This window comes from Lentzea sp. NPDC037011 (genome assembly GCF_055607425.1).
On the sequence record NZ_JBVJRT010000016.1, the window covers coordinates 14,748 to 36,792 of the forward strand.

Annotated in this window: 22 protein-coding genes; 11 read left to right on the forward strand and 11 right to left on the reverse strand. The window is 71.0% G+C overall.

Annotated elements, in window-relative coordinates:
* Nucleotides 1-73 precede the first annotated feature (73 nt).
* Together ACZ7CH_RS36190 and ACZ7CH_RS36195 are read left to right on the forward strand one after the other, a co-directional pair.
* Nucleotides 74-505, forward strand: a complete 432-nt coding sequence (locus tag ACZ7CH_RS36190) for an acyl-CoA thioesterase (RefSeq protein ID WP_360401907.1) — start codon at nt 74-76, stop codon at nt 503-505.
* Entirely contained in the window at nt 498-1,124 is a 627-nt protein-coding gene (locus tag ACZ7CH_RS36195) for a DUF8010 domain-containing protein (RefSeq protein WP_360401910.1), read from the forward strand. Before ACZ7CH_RS36190 ends, ACZ7CH_RS36195 begins: the two co-directional genes overlap by 8 nt.
* Nucleotides 1,125-1,128: 4 nt before the next feature.
* Here ACZ7CH_RS36195 and ACZ7CH_RS36200 read toward each other — a convergent pair whose 3' ends face one another.
* The 5 genes from ACZ7CH_RS36200 to ACZ7CH_RS36220 all read right to left on the reverse strand — a co-directional run bounded on the left by ACZ7CH_RS36200 (nt 1,129) and on the right by ACZ7CH_RS36220 (nt 7,261).
* Nucleotides 1,129-2,004, reverse strand: coding sequence for a DMT family transporter (locus ACZ7CH_RS36200; RefSeq protein WP_470376000.1), 876 nt, complete (start codon nt 2,002-2,004; stop codon nt 1,129-1,131).
* A gap of 49 nt (nt 2,005-2,053) precedes the next feature.
* Nucleotides 2,054-3,646: a glycoside hydrolase family 13 protein gene (locus ACZ7CH_RS36205; protein WP_360401916.1), complete on the reverse strand. Its 1,593-nt coding sequence runs from the start codon at nt 3,644-3,646 to the stop codon at nt 2,054-2,056.
* Between the two features lie 57 nt (nt 3,647-3,703).
* Nucleotides 3,704-4,087 carry a globin gene (locus ACZ7CH_RS36210; protein ID WP_360401919.1) on the reverse strand — a complete coding sequence of 128 codons (384 nt, stop codon included), beginning with the start codon at nt 4,085-4,087 and terminating at the stop codon, nt 3,704-3,706.
* 151 nt (nt 4,088-4,238) lie between these two features.
* Nucleotides 4,239-5,069, reverse strand: a complete 831-nt coding sequence (locus tag ACZ7CH_RS36215; RefSeq protein WP_360401931.1) for a mechanosensitive ion channel family protein — start codon at nt 5,067-5,069, stop codon at nt 4,239-4,241.
* Between the two features lie 95 nt (nt 5,070-5,164).
* Nucleotides 5,165-7,261: a prolyl oligopeptidase family serine peptidase gene (locus tag ACZ7CH_RS36220; protein ID WP_360401922.1), complete on the reverse strand. Its 2,097-nt coding sequence runs from the start codon at nt 7,259-7,261 to the stop codon at nt 5,165-5,167.
* A 151-nt stretch (nt 7,262-7,412) separates the two neighbouring features.
* Here ACZ7CH_RS36220 and ACZ7CH_RS36225 point away from each other — a divergent pair, with 151 nt between their 5' ends.
* Nucleotides 7,413-8,081: an HNH endonuclease gene (locus tag ACZ7CH_RS36225; protein ID WP_458433966.1), complete on the forward strand. Its 669-nt coding sequence runs from the start codon at nt 7,413-7,415 to the stop codon at nt 8,079-8,081.
* Nucleotides 8,082-8,100: 19 nt separating this feature from the next.
* Here ACZ7CH_RS36225 and ACZ7CH_RS36230 read toward each other — a convergent pair whose 3' ends face one another.
* Nucleotides 8,101-8,691: a DUF2345 domain-containing protein gene (locus tag ACZ7CH_RS36230; RefSeq protein WP_470376001.1), complete on the reverse strand. Its 591-nt coding sequence runs from the start codon at nt 8,689-8,691 to the stop codon at nt 8,101-8,103.
* Nucleotides 8,692-9,151: 460 nt separating this feature from the next.
* On the opposite strand from ACZ7CH_RS36230, the gene ctaJ reads away from it, so the two are divergent.
* A complete protein-coding gene (gene ctaJ / locus ACZ7CH_RS36235; protein ID WP_360399583.1) occupies nt 9,152-9,397 on the forward strand; it encodes an aa3-type cytochrome oxidase subunit CtaJ in 246 nt (81 codons plus the stop codon).
* Nucleotides 9,384-9,863 (forward strand): DUF5130 family protein, encoded by a 480-nt coding sequence (locus ACZ7CH_RS36240; protein ID WP_458433965.1) that lies wholly within the window; start codon nt 9,384-9,386, stop codon nt 9,861-9,863. Before ctaJ ends, ACZ7CH_RS36240 begins: the two co-directional genes overlap by 14 nt.
* 51 nt (nt 9,864-9,914) lie before the next feature.
* Here ACZ7CH_RS36240 and ACZ7CH_RS36245 read toward each other — a convergent pair whose 3' ends face one another.
* Nucleotides 9,915-12,002 (reverse strand): barstar family protein, encoded by a 2,088-nt coding sequence (locus tag ACZ7CH_RS36245; protein ID WP_470376002.1) that lies wholly within the window; start codon nt 12,000-12,002, stop codon nt 9,915-9,917.
* 84 nt (nt 12,003-12,086) lie between these two features.
* Complete coding sequence (gene pepN / locus ACZ7CH_RS36250; protein WP_360399574.1) at nt 12,087-14,648, reverse strand: aminopeptidase N; 2,562 nt, start codon at nt 14,646-14,648, stop codon at nt 12,087-12,089.
* 163 nt (nt 14,649-14,811) lie between these two features.
* Here pepN and ACZ7CH_RS36255 point away from each other — a divergent pair, with 163 nt between their 5' ends.
* The 4 genes from ACZ7CH_RS36255 (at nt 14,812) to ACZ7CH_RS36270 (ending at nt 19,053) form a co-directional block, all read left to right on the forward strand.
* Complete coding sequence (locus tag ACZ7CH_RS36255; protein ID WP_470372145.1) at nt 14,812-15,420, forward strand: mycothiol-dependent nitroreductase Rv2466c family protein; 609 nt, start codon at nt 14,812-14,814, stop codon at nt 15,418-15,420.
* Between the two features lie 224 nt (nt 15,421-15,644).
* Nucleotides 15,645-16,997: an aldehyde dehydrogenase family protein gene (locus ACZ7CH_RS36260; protein ID WP_470376003.1), complete on the forward strand. Its 1,353-nt coding sequence runs from the start codon at nt 15,645-15,647 to the stop codon at nt 16,995-16,997.
* A gap of 41 nt (nt 16,998-17,038) precedes the next feature.
* Complete coding sequence (locus ACZ7CH_RS36265) at nt 17,039-18,253, forward strand: GNAT family N-acetyltransferase (RefSeq protein ID WP_360399565.1); 1,215 nt, start codon at nt 17,039-17,041, stop codon at nt 18,251-18,253.
* A 56-nt stretch (nt 18,254-18,309) separates the two neighbouring features.
* Nucleotides 18,310-19,053, forward strand: coding sequence for a hypothetical protein (locus tag ACZ7CH_RS36270; RefSeq protein WP_470376004.1), 744 nt, complete (start codon nt 18,310-18,312; stop codon nt 19,051-19,053).
* Between the two features lie 67 nt (nt 19,054-19,120).
* Here the strand turns inward: ACZ7CH_RS36270 and ACZ7CH_RS36275 are convergent, their stop codons facing one another.
* Both ACZ7CH_RS36275 and ACZ7CH_RS36280 read right to left on the reverse strand, forming a co-directional pair.
* On the reverse strand, nt 19,121-19,921 hold the full coding sequence (locus ACZ7CH_RS36275; protein WP_458433960.1) for an Fpg/Nei family DNA glycosylase: 801 nt from the start codon (nt 19,919-19,921) through the stop codon (nt 19,121-19,123).
* Between the two features lie 3 nt (nt 19,922-19,924).
* A complete protein-coding gene (locus ACZ7CH_RS36280) occupies nt 19,925-20,383 on the reverse strand; it encodes a ribose-5-phosphate isomerase (protein ID WP_360399556.1) in 459 nt (152 codons plus the stop codon).
* Between the two features lie 27 nt (nt 20,384-20,410).
* Here ACZ7CH_RS36280 and ACZ7CH_RS36285 point away from each other — a divergent pair, with 27 nt between their 5' ends.
* Nucleotides 20,411-21,091 (forward strand): 2-phosphosulfolactate phosphatase, encoded by a 681-nt coding sequence (locus tag ACZ7CH_RS36285; protein WP_470376005.1) that lies wholly within the window; start codon nt 20,411-20,413, stop codon nt 21,089-21,091.
* The gene (locus ACZ7CH_RS36290; protein WP_470372149.1) at nt 21,088-21,696 is read left to right on the forward strand and encodes an MBL fold metallo-hydrolase; all 609 of its coding nucleotides are present in this window, start codon (nt 21,088-21,090) and stop codon (nt 21,694-21,696) included. The genes ACZ7CH_RS36285 and ACZ7CH_RS36290 overlap by 4 nt, the downstream gene beginning before the upstream one ends.
* Here the strand turns inward: ACZ7CH_RS36290 and ACZ7CH_RS36295 are convergent.
* Nucleotides 21,677-22,012, reverse strand: coding sequence for a histidine triad nucleotide-binding protein (locus ACZ7CH_RS36295; protein WP_360399547.1), 336 nt, complete (start codon nt 22,010-22,012; stop codon nt 21,677-21,679). The two genes, ACZ7CH_RS36290 and ACZ7CH_RS36295, sit on opposite strands and share 20 nt — an antisense overlap.
* Nucleotides 22,013-22,045: the final 33 nt, after the last annotated feature.

Below are 22,045 nucleotides of genomic sequence, written 5' to 3' on the forward strand. Positions count from 1 at the left end.
CCCTCGCCGTTCCACCCGTTCCGCGAGGGGACTCGCTCGTGATGCGGCCGGGTTTGCTCGGTAGGGTCCGTGCATGGGTGTCTTCGTCACTGGTGTGCGGCCGCGGTGGTCGGACATGGATGCGTTCGGTCACATCAACCACGCGAAGACGGTGACACTGCTGGAAGAAGCCCGCATCGAGCTGCTGTTCACCGAGGCCGCCCGCCACGGGGTCAAGGAGATGGCCGAGGGCATGGTCGTGGCGCGGCTGGTGGTCGACTACCTCGCGCCGATCGTGTTCACCGGCGAGGAGATCGTCGTGGAGATGTCGGTGCGCGAGCTGCGGTCGGCGTCCTTCACCCTCGACTACGTGGTGCGGAGCGGCCGGGAAACGGGTAGCCCGGTGGTCGCCAAGGCGGAGACGCTGATGGCTCCCTACAACTTGACGACTGCGCGCCCGCGTCGTCTGACCGAGGCCGAACGCGACTTCCTCGCGGGTTGGCGTGCCGGAGGTAACGGTGCCTGAGCTGGTGTTGGCCGACGCGGCCGAGAGAGACGACCTCGGCGCGTTCGCCGCGCGCGCGGTGCGGCTGGACGGGCAGACGGTGGTGCGTCTGCGCAACCGCGACGAGGAGCTGCTGGACGCGTGGGTGGCGACGCCGTTCGACACGCTGGCCACGCGGACCGTTGCGGGGCAGGCGAACCCGGCGGACGTCACGGTGGCCGGGTCGGAGCTGCTGACCGGACTCGCGGTGATGCGCGACGAGCGCATCGACCCGGGACCGGCCAAGGACCTGATGTGGCGCTCGGCCCTGCCGCCCGCGGAGGGCTGGCTGCTGGTGGACCGGTTACCGGTCGAGGTCGTCGCGAAGCTCGCGGACGAGGGCGTCGAGGTGGCGCGGGAGAACACCGGCCCGCAGGGCACGCCACCGGCCTCGCTGCTGGACCAGGTCGTGCTGACGGTGACCGGGTCCGGGCTGGACGTGAAGATCCCGCTGCGGTGCCTGTTCGCGTTGTCCGGCATGGGTTTCCTCGGCGAGGACGGCGAGGTGCGGGTGACCGCGACGGACTCGTGGCTGCGGATCGACGCGCGCTACGGGGCCGTGGTGCGGCGCCGGCACTCGATGCTGCCGCTGATCGTCTGACCCGCTACCGGCGGTCGAGGGCGACCTCCGGCCGGGCGGGCAACGCCAGCAACGACAGCCCGCCGAGCACCAGCAGCCCGCCGGCGACCGTGGCCGCGGTGATCTCCTCACCCAGCACCAGCACTCCCAGCGCGGTCGCCACGACCGGCTCGGCGAGCGTCAGCGTGGCCACGGTCGCGGCGGGCAGCACCTTGAGCCCGGCACCGAACAGCAGGTACGCCACCACCGTGGGCACCAGCGCCAGGTACAGGGCGATGCTGATGCCGCCGGTGGAGTCGAGGCCGCCCGGCCACCGCCAGATGAGCATCGGCACCAACACCAGCGCACCCACGCCGAACATGAGCCCCATCGCGCCGTGGGAACGCTGGCCGTGCGCGATCAACCGCGACCCGGCCACCGTGTAGACGCCGTACCCGAGCCCGGCCAGCAACGACGCCGCCACCCCGAGCCACGACACATCGGTGCCGCCGCCGGTCAGCACCGCCACGCCCGCGACCGCCAGCGCCGTGGCGGCCAGCCAGCGCGCCGATGGCGTCCTGCGCGTGCTCAGCCACTCGACGATGCCCGCCCACACGGGCCCGGAGCCCAGCGCCACGACCGTGCCGACCGCGACCCCGCTCAGCCGCACACCGGTGAAGAACCCGATCTGGAAGGCGACGACCCCGACCGCTCCCGCGACCACGACGGGCCACGAGAAGCGGGTGCCGCGGTAGGCGCCCGACACCTGGGCGACGGCGAACAGGACCGCCCCGGCGAGCACGACGCGGGCAGCGCCCACCGCGAGCGGGTCGAGGCCACCGGGACCGAGCTCCTGCGCGGTCCCGGTCGTGCCGAACAGGACGGCGGCGGCGAGGACGGCGAGGACTCCACGGGAACGCACGCCCGCCATCCTCACCGGCCCCGCCGCCGCGGTCGAACGAATTGCGGTGTCAGACCAGCCACACGGCGGTGTCCGGCGGCAGCTGGTCGCCGTCCATCGGACCGGACGACAGCAGCACCCGGCCAGGGGGCAGCGGCACGGACGCGCCCGAGGTGTTCAGCGCGCAGATCAGCCCGCCGCCCTTGCGCCGGAACGCGAAGCAGCCCGCCGGGGCGCCGTACCACTCGAGCTCGTTGCCACCGAACGCCGGCGACGTCTTGCGGTGCTCCAGGGCCTCCCGGTACAGCGAGAGCATCGAGCCGGGGTCCTCCAGCTGCGCCTCCGCGGTGAGGTGGTCCCACTCGTTCGGCTGCGGCAGCCAGGTGTTGACCGCGGTCGAGAAGCCGAACGGCGGGGCGGTGCCCTCCCACGGGATCGGCACCCGGCAGCCGTCGCGGCCGCGTTCGGTGTGGCCGGAGCGCTCCCAGGTCGGGTCCTGCAGGGCCCAGTCCGGCAGCTCGACGTTGGGCAGGCCCAGCTCTTCGCCGTTGTACAGGTAGATCACGCCGGGCAGGGCCAGCTCGACCAGCGTCATCGCCCGCGCGCGCTGCTCGCCCAGCGCACCGCCGCCGTAGCGGGTCACGTGCCGCACCACGTCGTGGTTGGACAGCGTCCACGCCGCGGGCGTGCCGCTCAGGGCCACCGCGGCCAGCGTGTGCTCGATCGCCGAACGGACGGCGTCGGCGTCGAAGCCGGCCTCGACCAGGCGGAAGTTGAAGCCCAGGTGCAGCTCGTCGGGGCGGACGTAGGCGGCGAAGCGCTCGTCGTCCTTCACCCAGATCTCGCCGACGGCCATGGTGCCGGGGTAGCCGTCCATGACCTTGCGGATCATGCGGTGGATCTCGTGCACGCCCTCGTTGTCGAACCGCGGGTCGTGCGCGTCGTCGCTCAGCACGCCCGGCGCCTGCGGGCGGATGTCCATGTCCGGCAGGCCCTCCGGCTTGGCCATGCCGTGCGCCACGTCGATGCGGAAGCCGTCGACACCGCGGTCGAGCCAGAACCGCAGCGTCTGCTCCAGGTCGGCGCGGACCTCCGGGTGCTCCCAGTTCAGGTCGGGCTGCTCGGGCGCGAACAGGTGCAGGTACCACTGGCCGTCCGGCACGCGGGTCCACGCGGGACCACCGAAGACCGACGTCCAGTTGTTCGGCGGCTGCGAGCCGTCGAAGCCGCGGCCCTCGCGGAAGATGTAGCGGGTGCGCTCCATGCTGCCGGGACCGGCCTGCAGGGCCTCCTGGAACCACTCGTGCAGGTCGCTCGTGTGGTTCGGCACCAGGTCGACGGTCACCCGGATGTTGTGCTCGTGCGCGTCCGCCACCAGCCGGTCGAACGCGGCCAGGTCGCCGAACAACGGGTCCACGTCGCGCGGGTCGGCCACGTCGTAGCCGTGGTCGGCCATGGGGGAGCGGTAGAACGGGGTGAGCCACAGGGCGTCGACACCGAGCAGTTCGAGGTAGCCCAGGCGGGACCGGATGCCGTCGAGGTCGCCGACGCCGTCGCCGTTGGAGTCGGCGAAGGAACGCACGTAGACCTGGTAGAAGACGGCGTCACGCCACCAACCGGACTCTTCGGCGATCTCGGGGCTGAGGTCGGAGGATCGTCGCACGGGGGGTCATCCTGCCATTCGTGTCGCTGCGTAAGGACCCGATCGGGTGATGGGCGATCAAGACCAGCTGTTCATCAGGCTGTTCGCGGCCATCTCCAGGTAGTCCCAGAGCTGCTTGCGGTGGGCCTCGTCGAGTCCGGCCTCGTCGACGGCGACCCTCATGCAGCGCAGCCACGCGTCCCGCTCGACCGGTCCGATCGTGAACGGCACGTGCCGCATTCGCAGCCGGGGGTGTCCCCGGTTCTCCGAGTACGTGTGCGGGCCGCCCCAGTACTGCATCAGGAACAGCCGCAGGCGCTCCTCCGCAGGTCCGAGGTCCTCCTCCGGGTAGAGGGGGAGCAGGACGTCGTCGGACTTCACCTCGTGGTAGAAGCGCGCGACGATGCGGCGGAACGTCTCCTCGCCGCCGACCTGTTCGAAGAAGCTGACCGGGTTGCCCACACACCCATCCTGACTCACGCGCGTGCGCGCGTGCAGGGCGCCCCGCCTGTTGTCTCGGTCATAGGCCTGTGAACTGGTACGACACCGGGTGATCACCGTCTCGAATGCGTGTTCTACCTCACCCGGCATCCAGGTTTGAACCCGGGCCCGCCTACTTCGCGGTGAAGCCGGCTTCCTCCAGCGCGGGCATGAGCTGCGCGCGCAGGTTGCGCTGGACCGCCCACTGGCGGCCGGGGCGCGTCTTCACGGTGACCCGCAGGGTGATGCCCTCCGGCGTGAACTTCTCGACGCCGAGCACGTCCGGTTTGGCCGTGATGTCGTTCTTCAACGGCTCCTTGTCGGCCGCGTCGGCGGCTCGGCGCTCCAGCACCTTGGTCGCCTCGGCGAGGTTGGCGCCGTAGCTCAGCGGCAGGTCGACGACCGCGACCGCGAAGCCCTGCGACGAGTTGCCGACGCGCAGGATCTCGCCGTTGCGGACGTACCAGACGGTGCCACCGGTGTCGCGGATCGTGGTGGTGCGCAGGGCGACCGCCTCGACGGTGCCGGTGATGGACGGGCCGAGGTCGACGACGTCGCCGACGCCGTACTGGTCCTCCATCAGCATGAACATGCCGGACAGGAAGTCCTTGACGAGGTTCTGGGCGCCGAAGCCGATCGCGACGCCCAGGATGCCCGCCGAGGTCAGCACGGGCGTGATGTCGAGCGTCAGCACGATCATGATCTCGAGGAACGCGATTCCGAAGACCAGGATCGTGACGACGGACTTCAGCACGGAGCCGATCGTCTTCGCCCGCTGCTCGCGGCGCTCGGAGATCAGGTTCCCGAGCGCCTGCGGAGCACGTTCGCGCAGCGGCTTGAGCAGGCCGGGCTTCTTGCCCTCCTTGCCCGGCGTGGTGATCCGGTCGATGACCTTGCGCAGCAGGGCCCTGATCACGAACGCGGCGATCAGGATCACGAGGATCTTGACCGCGCCCGCGATGATGTCCGGCCCGTACCTGTCGAAGAACTCAACCGCCTCCGCGGTCTTGTTCGCGGCGTCATCCACCGGATTCGTCGCCAACACGTGGTCGTGCCCTCCTACAACTCCATGCCCGTGGCATTCGCGAGAAACGTCAGCTGGTCCACGGCGAGAGCCACCGTCCGGCTGACCGACCGGCCCGCGTGACCGACCTCGGTCTCGCGGCGGATCAGCACCGGGTGCTTGGTCGGATCGCTGGACGAAGCGTGCTGCAGTGCCGCGCACATCTTCCTGGCGTGGTTGGGGTCCACACGAGAATCCGACTCGAACACCGTGAACAAGACGGAAGGGTACTCAACGTCCGTTACCACTTGGTGATAAGGCGAGTAGGAGAGCAGCCAGCCCAGTTCCTCGGACACGCTCGCGCTGCCGTACTCGTCCGCCCACAGCCGCCCGAGCAGGAACTTCTCGTAGCGCACCATGTCGAGCAGTGGTGCTGAGCACACCACGGCCGCGTACAGGTCGGGCCGCTGGGTCAGCGCGGCGCCCACGAGCAGACCGCCGTTGCTGCCGCCCATGACCGACAGCTGCTGCGGGGTGGTCCACCCGGTGCGCACGAGGTGCTCGGCCGCGGCGTGGAAGTCGTCGAAGACGTTCTGCTTGTTCTGCCGCATGCCGTCGACGTGCCACTCCTCGCCCTCCTCGTCGCCGCCGCGCAACGACACGTGCACCCACACGCCGCCGGCCTCGACCCACGCGAGGGTGGTGGCGCTGTAGCCGGGGCCGCGGCCGATCGCGAAGCCGCCGTAGCCGGTCAGCAGCGCCGGGCGGGGCAGGTCGGGCTTCTGCTCGCCGCTGACGACGAACATCCGCACCGTCGTGCCGTCCTTGGACGTGTACGCGACCTGCTGCGTCGTCACCGCGGGCAGCTCGACGCGACCGGGAGCGGCCTCGTGCAGCACCGTCTGGCCGGTGGCGGCGGAGTAGCGGAACACCGAGGCGGGCGTGACGAAGTCCGTCCACCCGAACCACAGCGCGTCCTCGTCGTGGCCGGTCAGGGCGTCCACGACGGACAGACCGTGCACGGAGCCGGTGCCGGGCATGGGGACGACCTGCAGGTGCGCGCCGGTCTCGGCGTTGTGCAGGTGCAGCTCGGACACCGCGTGCCGGGTGCGCAGGACGACCAGGTCGCCGTTCAGCCAGCGCACGCCGTCGAGCACCGAGTCCGGCTCCTCGCTGATGAGCTCGGTCCACTCGGCCGGGTTCGCCGGGTCGGCCACGCACAGCCGCTGCCGGGGCGCGCCGAGGTTGGTGTGCAGGTAGAGCCGTCCGTCACGGGCGACGAACGCCGAGCACTGCGCGCCGGCGTCGGACAGGAGCACCGGGTTCAGCACCGCGTCGCCGTGCAGGTCGGCGATCCACACCGAGTCGTGCTTCAACGTGCTGGGCGCACCGCTCACGACCAGCCAGCGGCCGTCCTGCGAGACGGTGAGCGAGTAGTAGAACGTGTGCTCCAGGCCGTCGCCGTGCACGTTGAGGTCGGTCTCCGGGTCGGTGCCGACCCGGTGGCGCCACACGCGGCGGTGGAAGAGCTTCTCGTCCTCCGGCAGCAGCGCCGGGTCGAGCTGGCGGACGTAGTAGAACTCCTCGCCGCCGGGCAGCCAGCCGACGGAGGAGTAGCGGCACCGGTCGATCGGGCCCTCGACCAGCTCACCGGTGTCCACGTCGAGCACGTGCAGCAGCGAGTGCTCGTTGCCGCCGACCGACACCTGGTAGGCCAGGCGCGTGCCTTCGAGGCTCGGGGACCAGCGGTCCAGGGTGGTCCTGCCGGACGGGTCGAGCACGCTCACGTCCAACAGCACGCGCTCGGTGCCGTCGGTCTCGCGCACGACGACGACCGGGTGGTCCTGCTCGGGGCCGCGGCGGGTGAAGAACGCGCGGCCGGCGCGCCAGGTCGGCGTGGACACCGAACCCGTGCGCATCAGCTCCCTCAGGCGCTCGCCCAGGCGGTCGCGGCCGGGCATCGCGTCCAGCCAGGAGCGGGCCAGCCCGTCCTGCGCCTGCGACCACGCCTCGGTGCGGGGGTCCGCGGTGTCCTCGAGCCAGCGGTAGGGGTCGGCGACCTCTCGCCCGTGGAGCTGCTCGACGAGGTTCAGCCGCTCGGCGATCGGGTACGTGATCGTCGCAGGCAGTGGTGTGGAAGGGGCTTCTGTCACCTTGGCAAGGGTAGCGGCTGTTGAAAACGATCCCCGATAGGGCGCTGGTTCACCCTGGGTTCGATCACACATCCGTGACGCGTCACTTATCACACGTGATTTTTTCCTGGTAAGTGTGGTCTCCTAGGGCTGAACCGGTGGAGGTGGTCGCGTGCCAGACCGACAACCGACCCCTATCGGCGCCTCGCCACCAGGCGAGACGGCGCCGACGGTCCCCCCATGCCGAAATCAGCCCGAGCTGCGGGCAGTGCCCGACGGGGGCCGCGACGGGGGAGGTTCCGGTCCGACGCCGGCGGTGTTCCCCTGGGGCAGACGCAAGGTCCTGCTGCTCAACGCCACGTTCGAGCCGCTCACGGCGCTGTCGCTGCGCCGGGCGGTGGTCCTGGTGGTGTGCGGGAAAGCCGAGGTCGTGCACGGTGACGCCTCCGGGCTCGTGCTGCACTCGTCGAAGTCCGAGGTGCTCGTGCCCTCGGTCATCCGGCTGAGCACCTACGTTCGCGTGCCCTACCGCGGCCGCGTGCCGATGACCCGTGCCGGGCTCATGCACCGCGACCGCTACCGCTGCGCCTACTGCGGCGGTCGGGCGGAGACGATCGACCACGTCGTGCCGCGTTCGCGTGGCGGACCTCACACCTGGACGAACTGCGTCGCGTGCTGCGCGAAGTGCAACCACCGCAAGGCGGACAAGCTGCTGTCCGAACTGGGCTGGCGGTTGCGCGTCGTGCCGGCCGCGCCCCGTGGTCCGCACTGGAGATTGCTCGCGGGTGTCGCCGAGGCTGACCCGCAGTGGTTGCAGTACCTGGGTGAACCCGCGGCCTGAGCTGCCGCCCCCTGGTGGTTCAGGCCGCGAAGGTGAGCTCGTTGCGACGGGCCGTGATGCGGACCGAGTCGTCGTCGCACGCCGTGATGCGGACGGAGTCGTCGGACGCGGTGATGCGGACCGAGTCGTCCGTGGCCGTGATCCGGACCGAGTCGTCCGTGGCCGTGATCCTGACCGAATCGCTCGCCGTGATGCGCACGGAGTCGGTCATCGTGATGCGCACCGAGTCCCCGGCCGTGATGCGCACGGAATCGGCCGCGGTGATCCGAACGGAGTCGTTCGCCGTGATGCGAACGGAGTCACTTGCGGTGATACGCACGGAATCGTCCTTGTAGCTCGGAAGAGTGACGGACAGAGCCTGGGGGCGGGTCATCGTTGACATTTCGTGTCCTCCAGGACGCTCGGGGCGGGTGCGCAAGACCCGTATAGGTGAAAAGCTAGGAGGTGGGTGTTCCGGGAACAAGACCCCAAACCGGCACCCGTTCGCCGCCGACCGGGTGAGGACTGACCGGGTGTAACCGCTGCGCCGCACGAGAGTGCTCATTGGCTCTACTGGTCGGTACGCACACGCTCCGTGACGTGAAATTCGGCTTGAAGTGATGTGCGTCATAGTGCAAATGGAGTGCTCAGGCGGAAAAACCGGGACGTTTTCCGGTGCTGTGTCACAGGAACAGCACTCGCGGGTGGTTTTGAGTGGGCCCGAACGGTCCGAATCCGGTCACCACGCCGGTGACGGTGATCGCGCCGGCGCGGTCGTACCGCTGGTCGTCCCGCGTGTGGACGCGCGAGAGGACGGGTCGCGGTCGTCCGGTGAGGCGTTCGTGGGATGTGGGGGTGACCGGAGTGCTCGCCGAGGGGTGCAACTCGTTTGGGACCTGACAACGTCGTCACTGCTGGTTGTCGTCGCAACAACAGCAGTGCTCTACTCCAACCAGGTCTTCCTCAAGGGCGAACCGGGTGGTTCACGGGCTCGTCCGGTGCGCGGTGCTCCCGGCTCTGCTAGCCCTCGCGGCTCGCCGCGCGGTGGCCCGGCCACTCGTGCGCGACTGAGTTCGGCTACGGTACCGCCCGTGACCATCGTGGAGACCGTTCTCGTCTTCGCGCTGATCCCGCTGGCTATCTACGGCGTGATCACGCTGCTGACGGTGAGGCCAAAGGCCACCCGGATCCCCCGGTACCGGCCCGGCCAGGAGTGGGGCTACGCCCCGGTGTGGTGGAGCGCGAACCCGGCCGGGCTGAGCGCGGACCACCGCGGTTCCGCCGAGTCCGCCGCGGCGGGTTCGACTGCCAAGGGAGGCGCTCGTGGCAACTGGTAAGGCCATCGCGGCCGTTGACCCGTCGTCGCTGCCGCTCGGTGCGGTCGTGACGAACAGCGGTCGCGTCTCCGCCGCCAAGATGTACGAGCCGCACACCCCCGAGCTGCCGTTCTCGCCGACCCAGCTCGCGCAGCTGGACGAGGCCCTCACGCTGTCCAGCCGCGCGACCGGGCTCGACTTCAGCGTGTACCTCGGCGAGCTGGGCAGCTCGTCCCGCCAGCGCGCCGAGGAGCTGCACGCCTCGACCGAGCGCCCCTCGCACCACGTCCTCGTGGCCGTCTCGCCGGGCGAGCGCGTCGTCGAGGTCGTGACCGGCGAGGAGTCGCACCGCCGCCTCGCCGACCGCGGCGCCAAGCTCGCGGTGATGAGCATGGTCGCGTCCTTCAAGGAGGGCGACCTCGCCGGCGGCCTGGTGTCCGGTCTGCGCATGCTGACCGACCAGGCGGGCAACGCACCGCGTTCCTGACCCGACCTCGCGACAGCCCCCGGCCACCTCCGGCCGGGGGCTGTCGCCGTGTCAGGGGCTCAGCCGCGCGGCGACCTGGTTCTGCGCCACCACCAGGTCGGAGATCCGCTCCCAGCCGAGCCGGCGGTAGAGGTGCACGCCGTCGGCCGAGGAGAACAGCAACCCGGTGTCCGCGCCGTCCGCGAGCGCCTCGTGCACCAGCGTGCCCATGACGACGCTGCCCAGCCCGCGCCGCCGGTGCCCGGCCGCGGTCTCGATCCGGTGCGCCACCGCGTCCGTGCCGACCACGGCCATCAACCCGCTCGCCGCGAGCTCACCGCCGGCGAGCACCCGCACCCGCAGCACGGGCTCGCGCGTCACCTCCACCGCGTACCCGGCCGGCGGCGCGGGCAGCGGGTGACCGGCGAGCGCACGCCGCATGAACGTCTCGTCCGGCCGCGCGACGACCAGCCCGGCCCGTTCCAGCTCGCCGACCACCTGCGCCGGGTCGGAGGTGGGCACGCTGAGCCAGTTCGGTTCCCGCGTCGCGGCCACGAGCGCGGCCAGCTCCGCGACCTCGGCCTCGTCGGTGGCGAGCCACTCGTACTTCCGGTGCGGCCGGTCGACGTGCACGACGAGGTGCCCGTCGCGAACCTCGGACGTGAGCCCGTCGGCGGCGGTCCAGCCGCGGTGCCAGCGTTCGACGAGCGTGCCGATGTGGTTCACGTTCCCCCTTGCGGTGATCGCTTCGTGCCGGCTCTGCGCCGAATCGGTGAGGCGGCTGCGCCGGTCCGCCTCGTCGCGCCCCGCGTCGTTCCTGGCGACGACGAGGTCCGCGACCCGTTCCCAGCCGTGCTCGCGGTGGTCGTCCCCGGCCACGACCAGCCCGGTCCCGCTCCGCAGGACCGTCCGCTGCGGCTGCAGCTCCAACCCGTTGCGCAGCAGGGTCTTCGCGACCTCGGCCGGCGAGTGCGTCACCACCGCGATCCGCTCACCCCGCGTCGACACGGCGGCGTCGGCCGCCACCAGGTCGAGCTTCCAGCGGCGGTTGTCGGTGAGCACGTGCTCGCCCGCCTCGGCCAGGCGGCCGGCCAGCTCGTCCAAGGCGGACCTGCGGTCCAGCTCGGTGGAGGCGCAGTCCAGCTCGACCACCACCCCGTTGGCGCGCGACAGCTCCACGACCTCGAAGAACAGCTCACCGACCGACTCCAGGGCAGTGCGGGCGTCGCGCCACCCGAGCGTCGACCCGGCCGCGCGGGCGTCTGCCAGACAGGCCAGGAAGGAGTCGAAGTGCCGGCCGAAGTACTGGCCGGGCCCCGCGAACGCCTCGCTCAGCGCCAGGTACAGCCCGGGTTCGTCGGTGACGTGCCCGCCGTCGAGGTGGAACGTCCCCGCGCCCAGCTCCGCCGTGCTCTCCCAGTCGACGAACGTGAGGTCGAGCCACGACCGGCGTTCCTCGGTGCCCAGCTCCGCCCACAGCCCGCGGTGCCGTGGCCGGCCCCGCCGCCAGAGGTCCCACACCGCTGCCGCGGCGGGCGACGGCCGTTCCCGCCACCTCGGCACGGGGTGCGAGCCCGACTGGTCGAGCACCACGTCGAACCGCCCGTCCGCGCGGGGACGCACCTCCGTGACGTCGAGGTCGAGCCGGACTTCGCCCATCACGCGCCCGGTGACGTCCAACGCGCGCACACCGGTCCACAGGTCGTAGCGGTCACACGGGAGATCCGGCGTGTCGCAGCCGAGCACCGTGACCGGCGGCCACGACCAGCCCTCCCACCTGTCCGGCAGCCCCTCGACCTCGCACCGGCCCACGAGCCGGTGCCCCTGAAAGACCCGGTACCGCGGCTGTGCCGGCCGGTGCAGCGCCTGCGGACGGTCTTCCTCCTGCAGCGCGACGGAAGCGGTGACGACGGCGTGGCCGGCCTCCTCCCGCACGACCGGGTCGAGCACGTCCCAGAACCACAGCCACTGCCGTCCGTCGAGCACCTCGATCGTGAAGCCACCGGACAGCGCCGCCACGTCCAGCTCACCGCGCAGGACGAGCTCACGGCGTTCGAGCGGGAGGGCTTCCGCGAACAGCCCCTCGACGTCCTCGGCCCCGGTCAGCACCTCGTGCAGCTCGTCGTCGCCCACCTCGTACCGCCGCACCACTTCCCACATGATCCCCCCAGCCCGTGAACAGCCGGCCGACGATACGCGGAAGCCCCGCACCGCGCGAACGCGTTGCGGGGCTTCCAGGACCGGTCAGGAGCGGTCGAACTCCTGTGCCGCAAGGGCGCGCACGATGCCCGCACGGCCTTCGGACACCAGGCGGCGCAGGGCCGGCGGGTGCTCGTCGGCCAGCCACGCGTCAGCGGCCTCCACAGTGGACTTCGCGATCGACCACGCCGGGAACATGCCGACCACCATCGACTGCGCGCGTTCCGAGGAACGGCGGTCCCACACGCCCTTCACGTCGGCGAAGTAGCGCTCGACGTACGGCGCGAGCAGCTCCTTCTGCGACGGGTGCGAGATGCCGGCGATGATGGCCTCGCTGACCGCGTTGGGCAGGTCGTCGTCGTTGACCGCCCGGTCCCACGCCTCGTCCTTGGCCTCGGCCGTCGGGCGCAGGGCGCGGGTGGACTGGGCGCGGCGGTGACCGGTGGAGGTGGGGTCGCGCTCCTCCTCCGCGGCGATCTCCGGCAGGTCCGCCCTGCCGTGCGCGACGAGGGCCTGCAGCAGGCGCCAGCGCAGGTCGGTGTCGACCTCAAGGCCTTCCAAGCCCGCGGAACCGTCGTACCAGCCGCGCAGCACGTCCAGAGTGGACTCGTCCAGCACCGAGGAGGCGAGCGCGTTCACGAACGCCAGCTGGTGGTCCGAACCCGGCTCCGCGGCCCGCGCCAGTTCCAGGGTCTTCGTGACGAACCGGCGCCAGCCCTCCGCGCGCCACGAGTCGTCCGCGTAGGACGACAGCGAGGTCTGGGCCTGCAGCAGGAGCCGCTGCACGACACCGACCTCCGACTCGGCGTGCAGACCGCCGAGCACCAGGTTCACGAAGTCGCGGGCCTTCAGCTCGGCCTCGCGGGTCATCTCCCACGCGGCCGACCAGCACAGCGTGCGGGGCAGCGGCTCCGCGATGTCGGAGATGTGGTCGATCAGCCCGGCCAGCGAGTCGGGGTCCAGGCGCATCGTGCAGTACGTGAGGTCGTCGTCGTTGACCAGCACGATCTTGCCGCGGTGCACGCCGACCAGCTCGGGGACCTCGGTGCGGTCGCCGGTGACGTCCAGCTCGTGGCGGTGCGTGCGGACCAGCTTGCCGCTGCCGTCGTCGTCGTACACGCCGATGGCGATGCGGTGCGTGCGGAACTCGCCCGCACCCGGACGTGCGCCGCCCTGCAGCACGGCGAACTCGGTGAACTTGCCGTCCGCGTCGACGGTGAACTTGGGGCGCAACAGGTTCAGGCCGGTGGTCTCCAGCCACTGCGCGCTCCACCACGACAGGTCGCGGCCGGACGCCTCCTCCAGCGCGCCCAGCAGGTCCGCGAGCGTCGCGTTGCCCCAGGCGTGCTTGGCGAAGTAGACCCGCAGGCCCGCCAGGAAGTTCTCCAGGCCGACGTACGCGACGAGCTGCTTCAGCACGGAAGCGCCCTTGGCGTAGGTGATGCCGTCGAAGTTGACCTCGACCGCCTGCACGTCCGGGATGTCCGCGGCGACCGGGTGCGTGCTCGGCAGCTGGTCTTGCCGGTACGCCCACGACTTCTCGATCTTCGCGAACGTCGTCCACGCCTGGCGGTACTCGGTGGCCTCCGCCTGCGCGAGCACCGACGCCCAGGTGGCGAACGACTCGTTCAGCCACAGGTCGTCCCACCAGCGCATGGTCACCAGGTCGCCGAACCACATGTGCGCCATCTCGTGCAGCACGGTCTCGGACCGGCGCTCGTAGAGGTAGCGGGTGACCCGGCTGCGGAAGACGTAGTCCTCCAGGAACGTGACGCAGCCCGCGTTCTCCATCGCGCCCGCGTTGAACTCCGGCACGAAGCACTGGTCGTACTTGCCGAACGGGTACTTCACGCCGAACGCCTGGTGGAAGAACCCGAAACCCTGCTTGGTCTCGGTGAACAGCCGCTCGTGGTCCATGTGCGGGGCGAGCGAGGCGCGGCAGTAGATGCCGAGCGGGATGCGGAAGTCGCCGTCCACGAACTCGTCGCGCCATTCCGCGTACGGACCGGCGACGAGCGCGACGATGTACGTCGACATCGGCTTGGTCGTGGCGAACGTGTGCACGTCCGCGCCGCCCTCGCCGTCCTCGGTGCCGGTGATCTCGCCGTTGGAGATCACCTTCCAGTCGTGCGGCGCGGTGACCTTCAGCGAGAACACCGACTTCAGGTCCGGCTGGTCGAAGCACGCGAACATGCGCTTGGCGTCGGCGGTCTCGAACTGCGAGTACAGGTACACGCCGCCGTCGACCGGGTCGACGAACCGGTGCAGGCCCTCGCCGGTGTTCATGTACCGGCAGTCGGCCTCGATCGTCAGCTCGTTCGTCTCCGCGAGGTCCGACAGCCGGACGCCGTCCTCCTCGCGGTAGTCGGAGACGTCGATCTCCTCGCCGTTCAGCACGGCCCGGTGCACGGTCGCCGCCACGATGTCGATCCACGAGGAAGCACCCGGAGTCCGGCTGCGGAACACCACGGTGGTGGTGGAGCGGAACGTGTCCGAACCCGGCTTTCCGCCGCCGTCGGTCAGGTCCAGCTCGATCCGGTAGGACTCCACTTCCAGCAGCCCAGAACGTTCCTGGGCCTGGTCGCGGGTGAGGTTGGGCGCGGCCACTGTTCACCTCGTCTGCCACGCGTGTGGTTACGCGCTGACGTCGTCGGGAATGGTTATGACTCCCGCATCCAATCACGGAACCGGCGTGCGGGAAGAGATGACGGGGTGATCTGGTTGGGCTGTTGGGGGGACAACCCCACCTACCGTGACTGAAGGGGCACCCATGGCTGAGAAGGCCAAGGTCGATTTCTACTTCGACCCGCTTTGTCCGTTCGCGTGGATCACCTCCAGGTGGATCCTCGAAGTGGAGCAGGTCCGCGACATCGACCTCAGCTTCCACGTGATGAGCCTGGCCGTGCTGAACGAGGGCCGCGACCTGCCCGAGCAGTACAGGGAGCTCATGACCAAGGGCTGGGGTCCCGTCCGCGTGGCCATCGCGGCCGAGCAGAAGTTCGGCAACGAGGTGCTGCCCCGGCTCTACGCCGCCATGGGCACCCGCATCCACAACGAGGGCAACCAGGACTTCGACGACGTCATCAAGCTGGCACTCGCCGACGCCGAGCTGCCCGCGGAGCTGGCAGAGGCCGCGCACTCGACCGAGTACGACGAGGAGCTGCGGGCCTCGCACCACCGCGGCATGGACCCCGTCGGGATGGACGTCGGCACGCCGACCATCCACATCGACGGCGTCGCCTTCTTCGGCCCGGTGCTCACGAAGATCCCGCGCGGCGAGGAGGCCGGCCGGATCTTCGACGGCGCCCGGCTGCTCGCCGGCTACCCGCACTTCTTCGAGCTGAAGCGCACTCGAACGGGTGACTTGGACTTCAGCTGAGGTCCGTGCCGCGGCTTTGTCGACGCGCGGCGAATTTTCGGGGCGACTTTTCTGCCGGGGTGCCGGCGGACGTGGCGCCGCGCCGAGGTCTTTCACGACCCGGTGCGGCGCCACCGCCGTTTCACCGGAGCGGGCGTGCGCATGGCCGATGACCACCGCCCACCCGATGTGACAGTCTGGACGTCGTCCGCGCCAAACCTGTCACATCCGTCTGGAGGGCTCTCGTGATCGAGGTCGTCAACCCCGCCACCGAGGAAGTCGTCGGCACGCTCGCCGAAGGCACGCCGGCCGACGTCGACGCGGCCGTGGCCGCTGCCGTCGCCGCCTTTCCGGCGTGGTCGCTGACGGCGGTGCCCGAGCGGGTGAAGGTGGTGCGGGCGATCGTCGACGGGCTGCGGGAGCGGGCCGACGAGCTCGCGGCCACCATGACCCGGGAGATGGGCACGCCGCTGGCGTTCAGTCAGAAGGTGCAGGTCGCGAACCCGATCGGGATCGCGGAGGGTGTCGCGGACGTGCTGGAGGGCGGGTACTTCGAGCCGGAGGAGATCGGCAACTCGCTGGTGCTGCGCGAGCCGGTCGGGGTGGTCGCGGCCATCACGCCGTGGAACTTCCCGTTGCAGCAGATGGTGGCGAAGGTCGTGCCGGCGCTGGCCGCGGGCAACACCGTGGTGCTCAAGCCGAGCGAGCTGGCACCGCGGACCGCAGACCTGCTGGCGGAGATCGTCACGAGCGCCACGCCCAGCGGGGTCTTCGGCCTCGTGCACGGCACCGGGCCGGTGGCCGGGGAGGCGCTCGCGGCGCACCCGGACGTCGACATGGTGTCGTTCACCGGGTCCACGCGGGCGGGACGGCGGGTGTCGGCGGTGGCCGCCGAGACGGTCAAGCGGGTCGCGCTGGAGCTGGGCGGCAAGTCGGCCTGCGTGGTGCTCGACGACGCCGACCTCGGGCGGGCCGTGAAGATCGCCGTCGGGAACTCGTTCATGAACAACGGCCAGGCGTGCAGCGCGTGGACGCGGTTGCTGGTGCCCGCCGACCGGCACGACGAGGCGGTGCAGTTGGCGGTCGCCGCGGCGGCCAAGTACGTGCCGGGTGACCCGGCGGAGCCGGCGACGCGGATCGGGCCTGCCGTGTCCGCCGCCCAGCGGGACCGGGTGGTCGGCTACATCCGCAAGGGTGTCGAGGAGGGCGCGCAGCTGGCGGCCGGTGGGCCGGACGCGCCGTTGCCGAAGGGGTTCTACGTGGCGCCGACGGTGTTCGGCGGGGTCACGCCGGAGATGACCATCGCCCAGGAGGAGATCTTCGGGCCGGTGCTGTCGGTCATGCCGTACGCGGACGAGGACGACGCGGTGCGCATCGCGAACTCCACCATCTACGGGCTCGGGGGTGCCGTGTTCTCCGCGGACACCGACCGCGCGCTCGCCGTGGCCAAGCGGTTGCGCACCGGGCAGGTCGACATCAACGGCGGTGCGTTCAACACGAGCGCGCCCTTCGGCGGGTACCGGCAGTCGGGCAACGGGCGCGAGTTCGGCAGGTTCGGCCTCGACGAGTTCTGCGAGATCAAGTCGATCCAGCGGTAAATGAGCTGCGGAACCGGCCGTGGCGGCGTATCACTGCCGCCATGGCCGACTCGACGCTGAGCATCAGGACCATCGACCGCTCTGACCTCGACGACTTCCGGCGGGTGTTCGCCTGGGCGTTCCTCGACGAACCGCGCGACAGCGAGCACCGCTGGACCAAGGTGCTGGAGCTCGACCGCACCCACGCGGTGTTCGACGGTGACGAGATGATCGGCACCGGCGGGATTCTCAGCCGCGAGCTCACGGTCCCCGGCGGCGCGCTCGCACCGGTCGGCGCCGTGACCGTCGTGGGCGTCAAACCCGGCCACAGGCGCCGTGGCGTGGCATCGCTGCTGATGAAGACCCAGCTGCACCAGATGCACGAAGCGGGCGACTCGATCGCGATCCTCTGGGCGTCGGAGGGCGGGATCTACCGGCGGTTCGGCTACGGCGAGCACGCGTCGAGCCGGTCGATGATGACGATGCCGACGCGCATGCCGTTCCACCCCGGCGTGCGGGTCGGCGACGCGCGCATCCGGCAGGTCACGCGCGACGAGGCGCTGCCGTTCATGCGCGAGGTCCACGACCGCGTGCGCCGCACCAGGACCGGCTGGCTGAGCCGGGTCGAGAGGTCGTGGGACGTGCACCTGTCCGACGACGAGTCCGACCGCAACGGCCTCTCGTCCTACCGCTACTGCCTGCACCCGCAGGGGTACGTGGTGTTCCGCGTGAAGCACGAGTGGGACAACAGCGGGCCGCGCAACGAGCTGCACGTGCGCGAGCTCGCGTGCGAGACCGAGCAGGCGTACGCGGACCTCTACCGGTTCCTGCTGGACGTCGACCTGGCGGCCCGGATCTCCTTCTACACCGCCACCGATGAACCGATCTTGCACATGGTCGCTGACCCGCGGAAGGTGCGCCAAGAGCTCGGGGACGCGCTGTGGCTGCGGATCGTCGACGTGGACCGCGCTCTGCCGCTGCGCCGCTACCTGTCCGATGTGGACAGCGTGCTGGCCGTCGAGGACGCGTTGTGCCCGTGGAACTCGGGCCGCTGGCGCCTCACGGTGAAGGGCGGTGAGGCGGTCGTCACCCGCACCGAGGACCCCGCGGACGTGTCGCTCGACATCGCCGCGCTCGGCAGCGCCTACCTCGGCGGCGTGCGGCTTTCCGTGCTCGCACGAGCACATCGCGTGGTCGAGCACACGCCAGGGCATGTCGACGCGCTGACGTTGGCGTTCCTCAACACACACGAACCGCACTGCCCCGAGGTGTTCTAACGGAACTCTGGCCCGCTTTTGCTCGTTGACGGTTTGTCTGCCGTGGGAGGTAAACCGTGGGCACGATCGTGTGGGTCGTTGTGCTGGTGCTGCTGGTCGCCGGCGTGTTCTACCTGGTCAGCCAGAGCAACGCGCGCAAGGCGCGGGAGCTCGACGACGCCAAGGCCGAGGCACGTCGCTGGGTTGAGCGGCTGGGTGGTCAGGTGATGAGCCTCACCGGCAGCAACACCGCCTCCACCCAGGCGCTGGCCGACGCCTCCGAGCGCTTCACCGCCGCCGGTTCCCAGATGGAGCAGGCCCGCACGATCCCGCAGGCCCGCCTGGTCACCCAGACCGCGATGGAGGGCCTGCACTACGTCCGCGCCGCGCGTGAGGCCATGGGCATGGACCCCGGTCCCGCGCTGCCCGAGATCGCGGGCCAGAAGCAGGCCGGTGCCGTCAGCGAGGACCGCCGGGTCACCGTCGAGGGCCGCGACTACGCCGCCTCGCCGCAGTCGGGCGCGGGCACGCCGTACTACTACCCCGGCGGCATGGTCGCCGGCCGCCCGGTGCCCCGCGGCTGGTACTCCGAGCCGTGGTGGAAGCCCGCGCTCGTGGCGGGTGCCTGGGGCGTCGGCACGTTCCTGCTGATGGACGCCATGTTCTCCGGCATGCACGGCATCGGCGACTACGGCGCTGCCGACCTGGGCATGGGCGCCGACGCGGGCATGAACGACATGGGCGGCGACTTCGGTGGCGGCGACATGGGCGACTCCGGCGGCTTCGACTTCGGCGACATGGGCGGCGGGTTCGACTTCTAGCCGGGCCGTGAACGACACGAGGCCGCCCCCGCACACGCGCGGGGGCGGCCTCCGTCGTTGTCGGGTGTCAGGCCTGGCAGACGGGGCACCAGAACAGGTTCCGCGCCGCCAGCTCCTTCGTCAGCACCTCGGTGCCGCACACCAGGCACGGCTCACCGGCCCGCCGGTACACGTACACCTCACCGCCGTGCCGGTCCACGCGCGGCGGGCGCTTCATCGCCCGCGGCATGTGCTCGCGGCGCACGGTGTCGATCCGCCCGACCTTCACGCCGTCCTTCATCAGCACGACCAGGTCGTTCCACAGGTCGTCCCACAGCTCGCGGCTGACCTCGGTACCCGGCGTCATCGGGTTGACGTTGTGCCGGAACAGCACCTCGGCGCGGTAGACGTTGCCGACGCCCGCGATGACCTTCTGGTCCATCAGCAGCACGGCCAGCGACTGGCGGGAGCGGCTGACCCGCTCGTGGGCCAGGTCCGGCCGCGCGTCACGGCGCAGCGGGTCGGGGCCCAGACGAGCCCGGATGGCCTTGACCTCGTCGGCGTTCAGCACCTCGCACGCCGTCGGGCCGCGCAGGTCGGTCCAGTGGGTCGCGCCGACCATGCGCATCCGCACCTGGCCGACCGGTAGCAGCACGGGCGGGGTGTGCTCGGTGAACGTGCCGTAGAGGCCGAGGTGCACGTGCACCACCGCGTCCGGGCCGTACACGTGGAACAGGTGCTTGCCGTGCGCCTCGGCGCGCACGAGCGTCCGTCCGTCCACAAGGGACGCCGAGAAGCGGCCCTGTGGACTGGAGACGGCCACCGGGGCACCCGCGTACCGGCGCTGGTGCAGCCGCGCGAGGCGGTGCAGGGTGTGGCCCTCTGGCATCGGTCAGCCGGTCTTGCCGGAGTTCTCGTAGGCGCTGACCTGGTCGATGCGCCGCTGGTGGCGGGCGTCGCCGGAGAACGGCGTCTCGAGGAACGCCACGACGATCGCGGTCGCCTCCTCCGCGGTGTGCTGGCGGGCGCCGATGCCGACCAGCAGGGCGTCGTTGTGCTGGCGGGCCAGCTGCGCGGTGTCGACGTTCCACGCCAGCGCGGCGCGGGCACCCTTCACCTTGTTCGCGGCGATCTGCTCGCCGTTGCCGGAGCCGCCGATCACCACGCCGAGGCTGCCGGGGTCGTTCACGACCCGCTCGGCGGCGTCGACGCAGAACGACGGGTAGTCGTCCAGGGCGTCGTACTCGTGGGCGCCGACGTCGACGACCTCGTAACCCTGCTCCTTGAGAGCCGTGGACAGGTGGGACTTCAGCTCGAAGCCAGCGTGGTCTGCTGCCAGATAAACGCGCACGTCACGGAGTCTGACACGCTGGTACCCATGTTCAGCCAGGAGGGGTACCGGCTGCGGCTGGAGTGGGGGCCCGAGGGGATCGACGCGCTCAAGGGCTGCGACGTGCTCGTGGTGGTCGACGTGCTGTCGTTCACGACGTCGGTGGACCTGGTCGTCGGCAACGGGGGACAGGTCCGGCCGTCGCGCTGGGGACCGGAGTCCGGGCGGACGCCGCGACCGGCGTCACTCGCCGGGGCGACCGGGCTGGTGGAGCTGCCGTCGCCGAACGGGTCGAACCTCAGCTCGCTCGCGGCGGCGACCGGTGCGCACGTGCTGGCGGCCTGCCTGCGCAACGCCGAGGCCGTCGCGGAACGCGCCGCGCAGCTGGGCGAGGTCGTCGGCGTGGTGCCCGGTGGCGAGCGCTGGGGCCTCGACGTCCTGGGCACCGGGCCGCGCGAGTTCGGCCCGCTGCGGCCGTGCGTCGAGGACCACCTGGGCGCCGGCGCGGTGCTGGCGGCGCTCGCGAGCCGGCTGCCCGCGGGTCAGGCCTCGCCCGAGGCGGAGCTCGCGATCACGGCGTTCACGCACGCCGACGTCGTGCGGGCCGTGCGGGAGTGCGGGTCGGGGCGGGAGCTGACCGGGAACGGGCACGCCGCCGACGTCGAGCTGGCGGTCGCCCTCGGGGTCAGCCGGGTCGTGCCGCAGCTGGTGGAAGGGGTCTTCCGGTGATCGAGATCGCGGACGGCGTGTTCGTGCTCCGGCACGCCGAGCTGGACCTCACCCTCGGCCTGATCACTGGATCGGGTGATTCGCTGCTGGTGGACTCCGGCATGGACGAGGGCCTGGCCGAGCGGCTGAGCCCGTCGCGGATCGTGCTGACGCACAACCACTTCGACCACGTGCTCGCGACGGAGGCGTTCCTGCCGTGCGAGGTGTGGGCGCACGAGGACTGCGTGGTCGACGAGAGCCTGCTGGAAAGCCGCGCCCGGTACTACGACGAGCCGTTCACGGGCAGGCTCGTCGCGCCGACGCACACGTTCCGCGACAGCACCACGCTCGACGTCGGGGGCCGCCGGGTCGACCTGCACCACTTCGGTCCCGCGCACACCTCGCACGACGTGGTCGTGCACGTGCCGGACGCCGGCGTGGTCTTCGCGGGCGACCTGGTCGAGGAGGGCGCTCCCGCGCAGGCCGGTCCGGACGCGACGCCGGCGAACTGGCGGCACGTCCTCGACCGGGTGCTGGCGCTCGGCCCGCGCATCGTCGTGCCCGGCCACGGCAACCCGGTCGACGCGGCGTTCGTGCGCGCGATGGCTATCCCGGCGGCCAGCTGAGGCCGCGCCCGCCGAGCACGTGGCAGTGCACGTGGAACACGGTCTGGCCGCCGTCGCGCCCGGTGTTGAACACGAGCCGGTAGCCGGACCCGTCGACGCCCTCGGCCTTCGCCACCTGGTGCGCGGTCGCGAGGACCTGCCCGGCGAGCAGCGGGTCGAGGTCGCCGACGGCCCGGTGGTGCTCCTTGGGGATCACCAGGACGTGCGTCGGGGCCTTGGGGTCGATGTCGCGGAACGCGAGCGTGGTGTCGGTCTCGGCCACGACGGTCGCCGGGATCTCACCCGCGACGATGCGGCAGAACAGGCAGTCGGTCACCCCGCGATGGTATTGGTCCCGTTGGACCCTGTT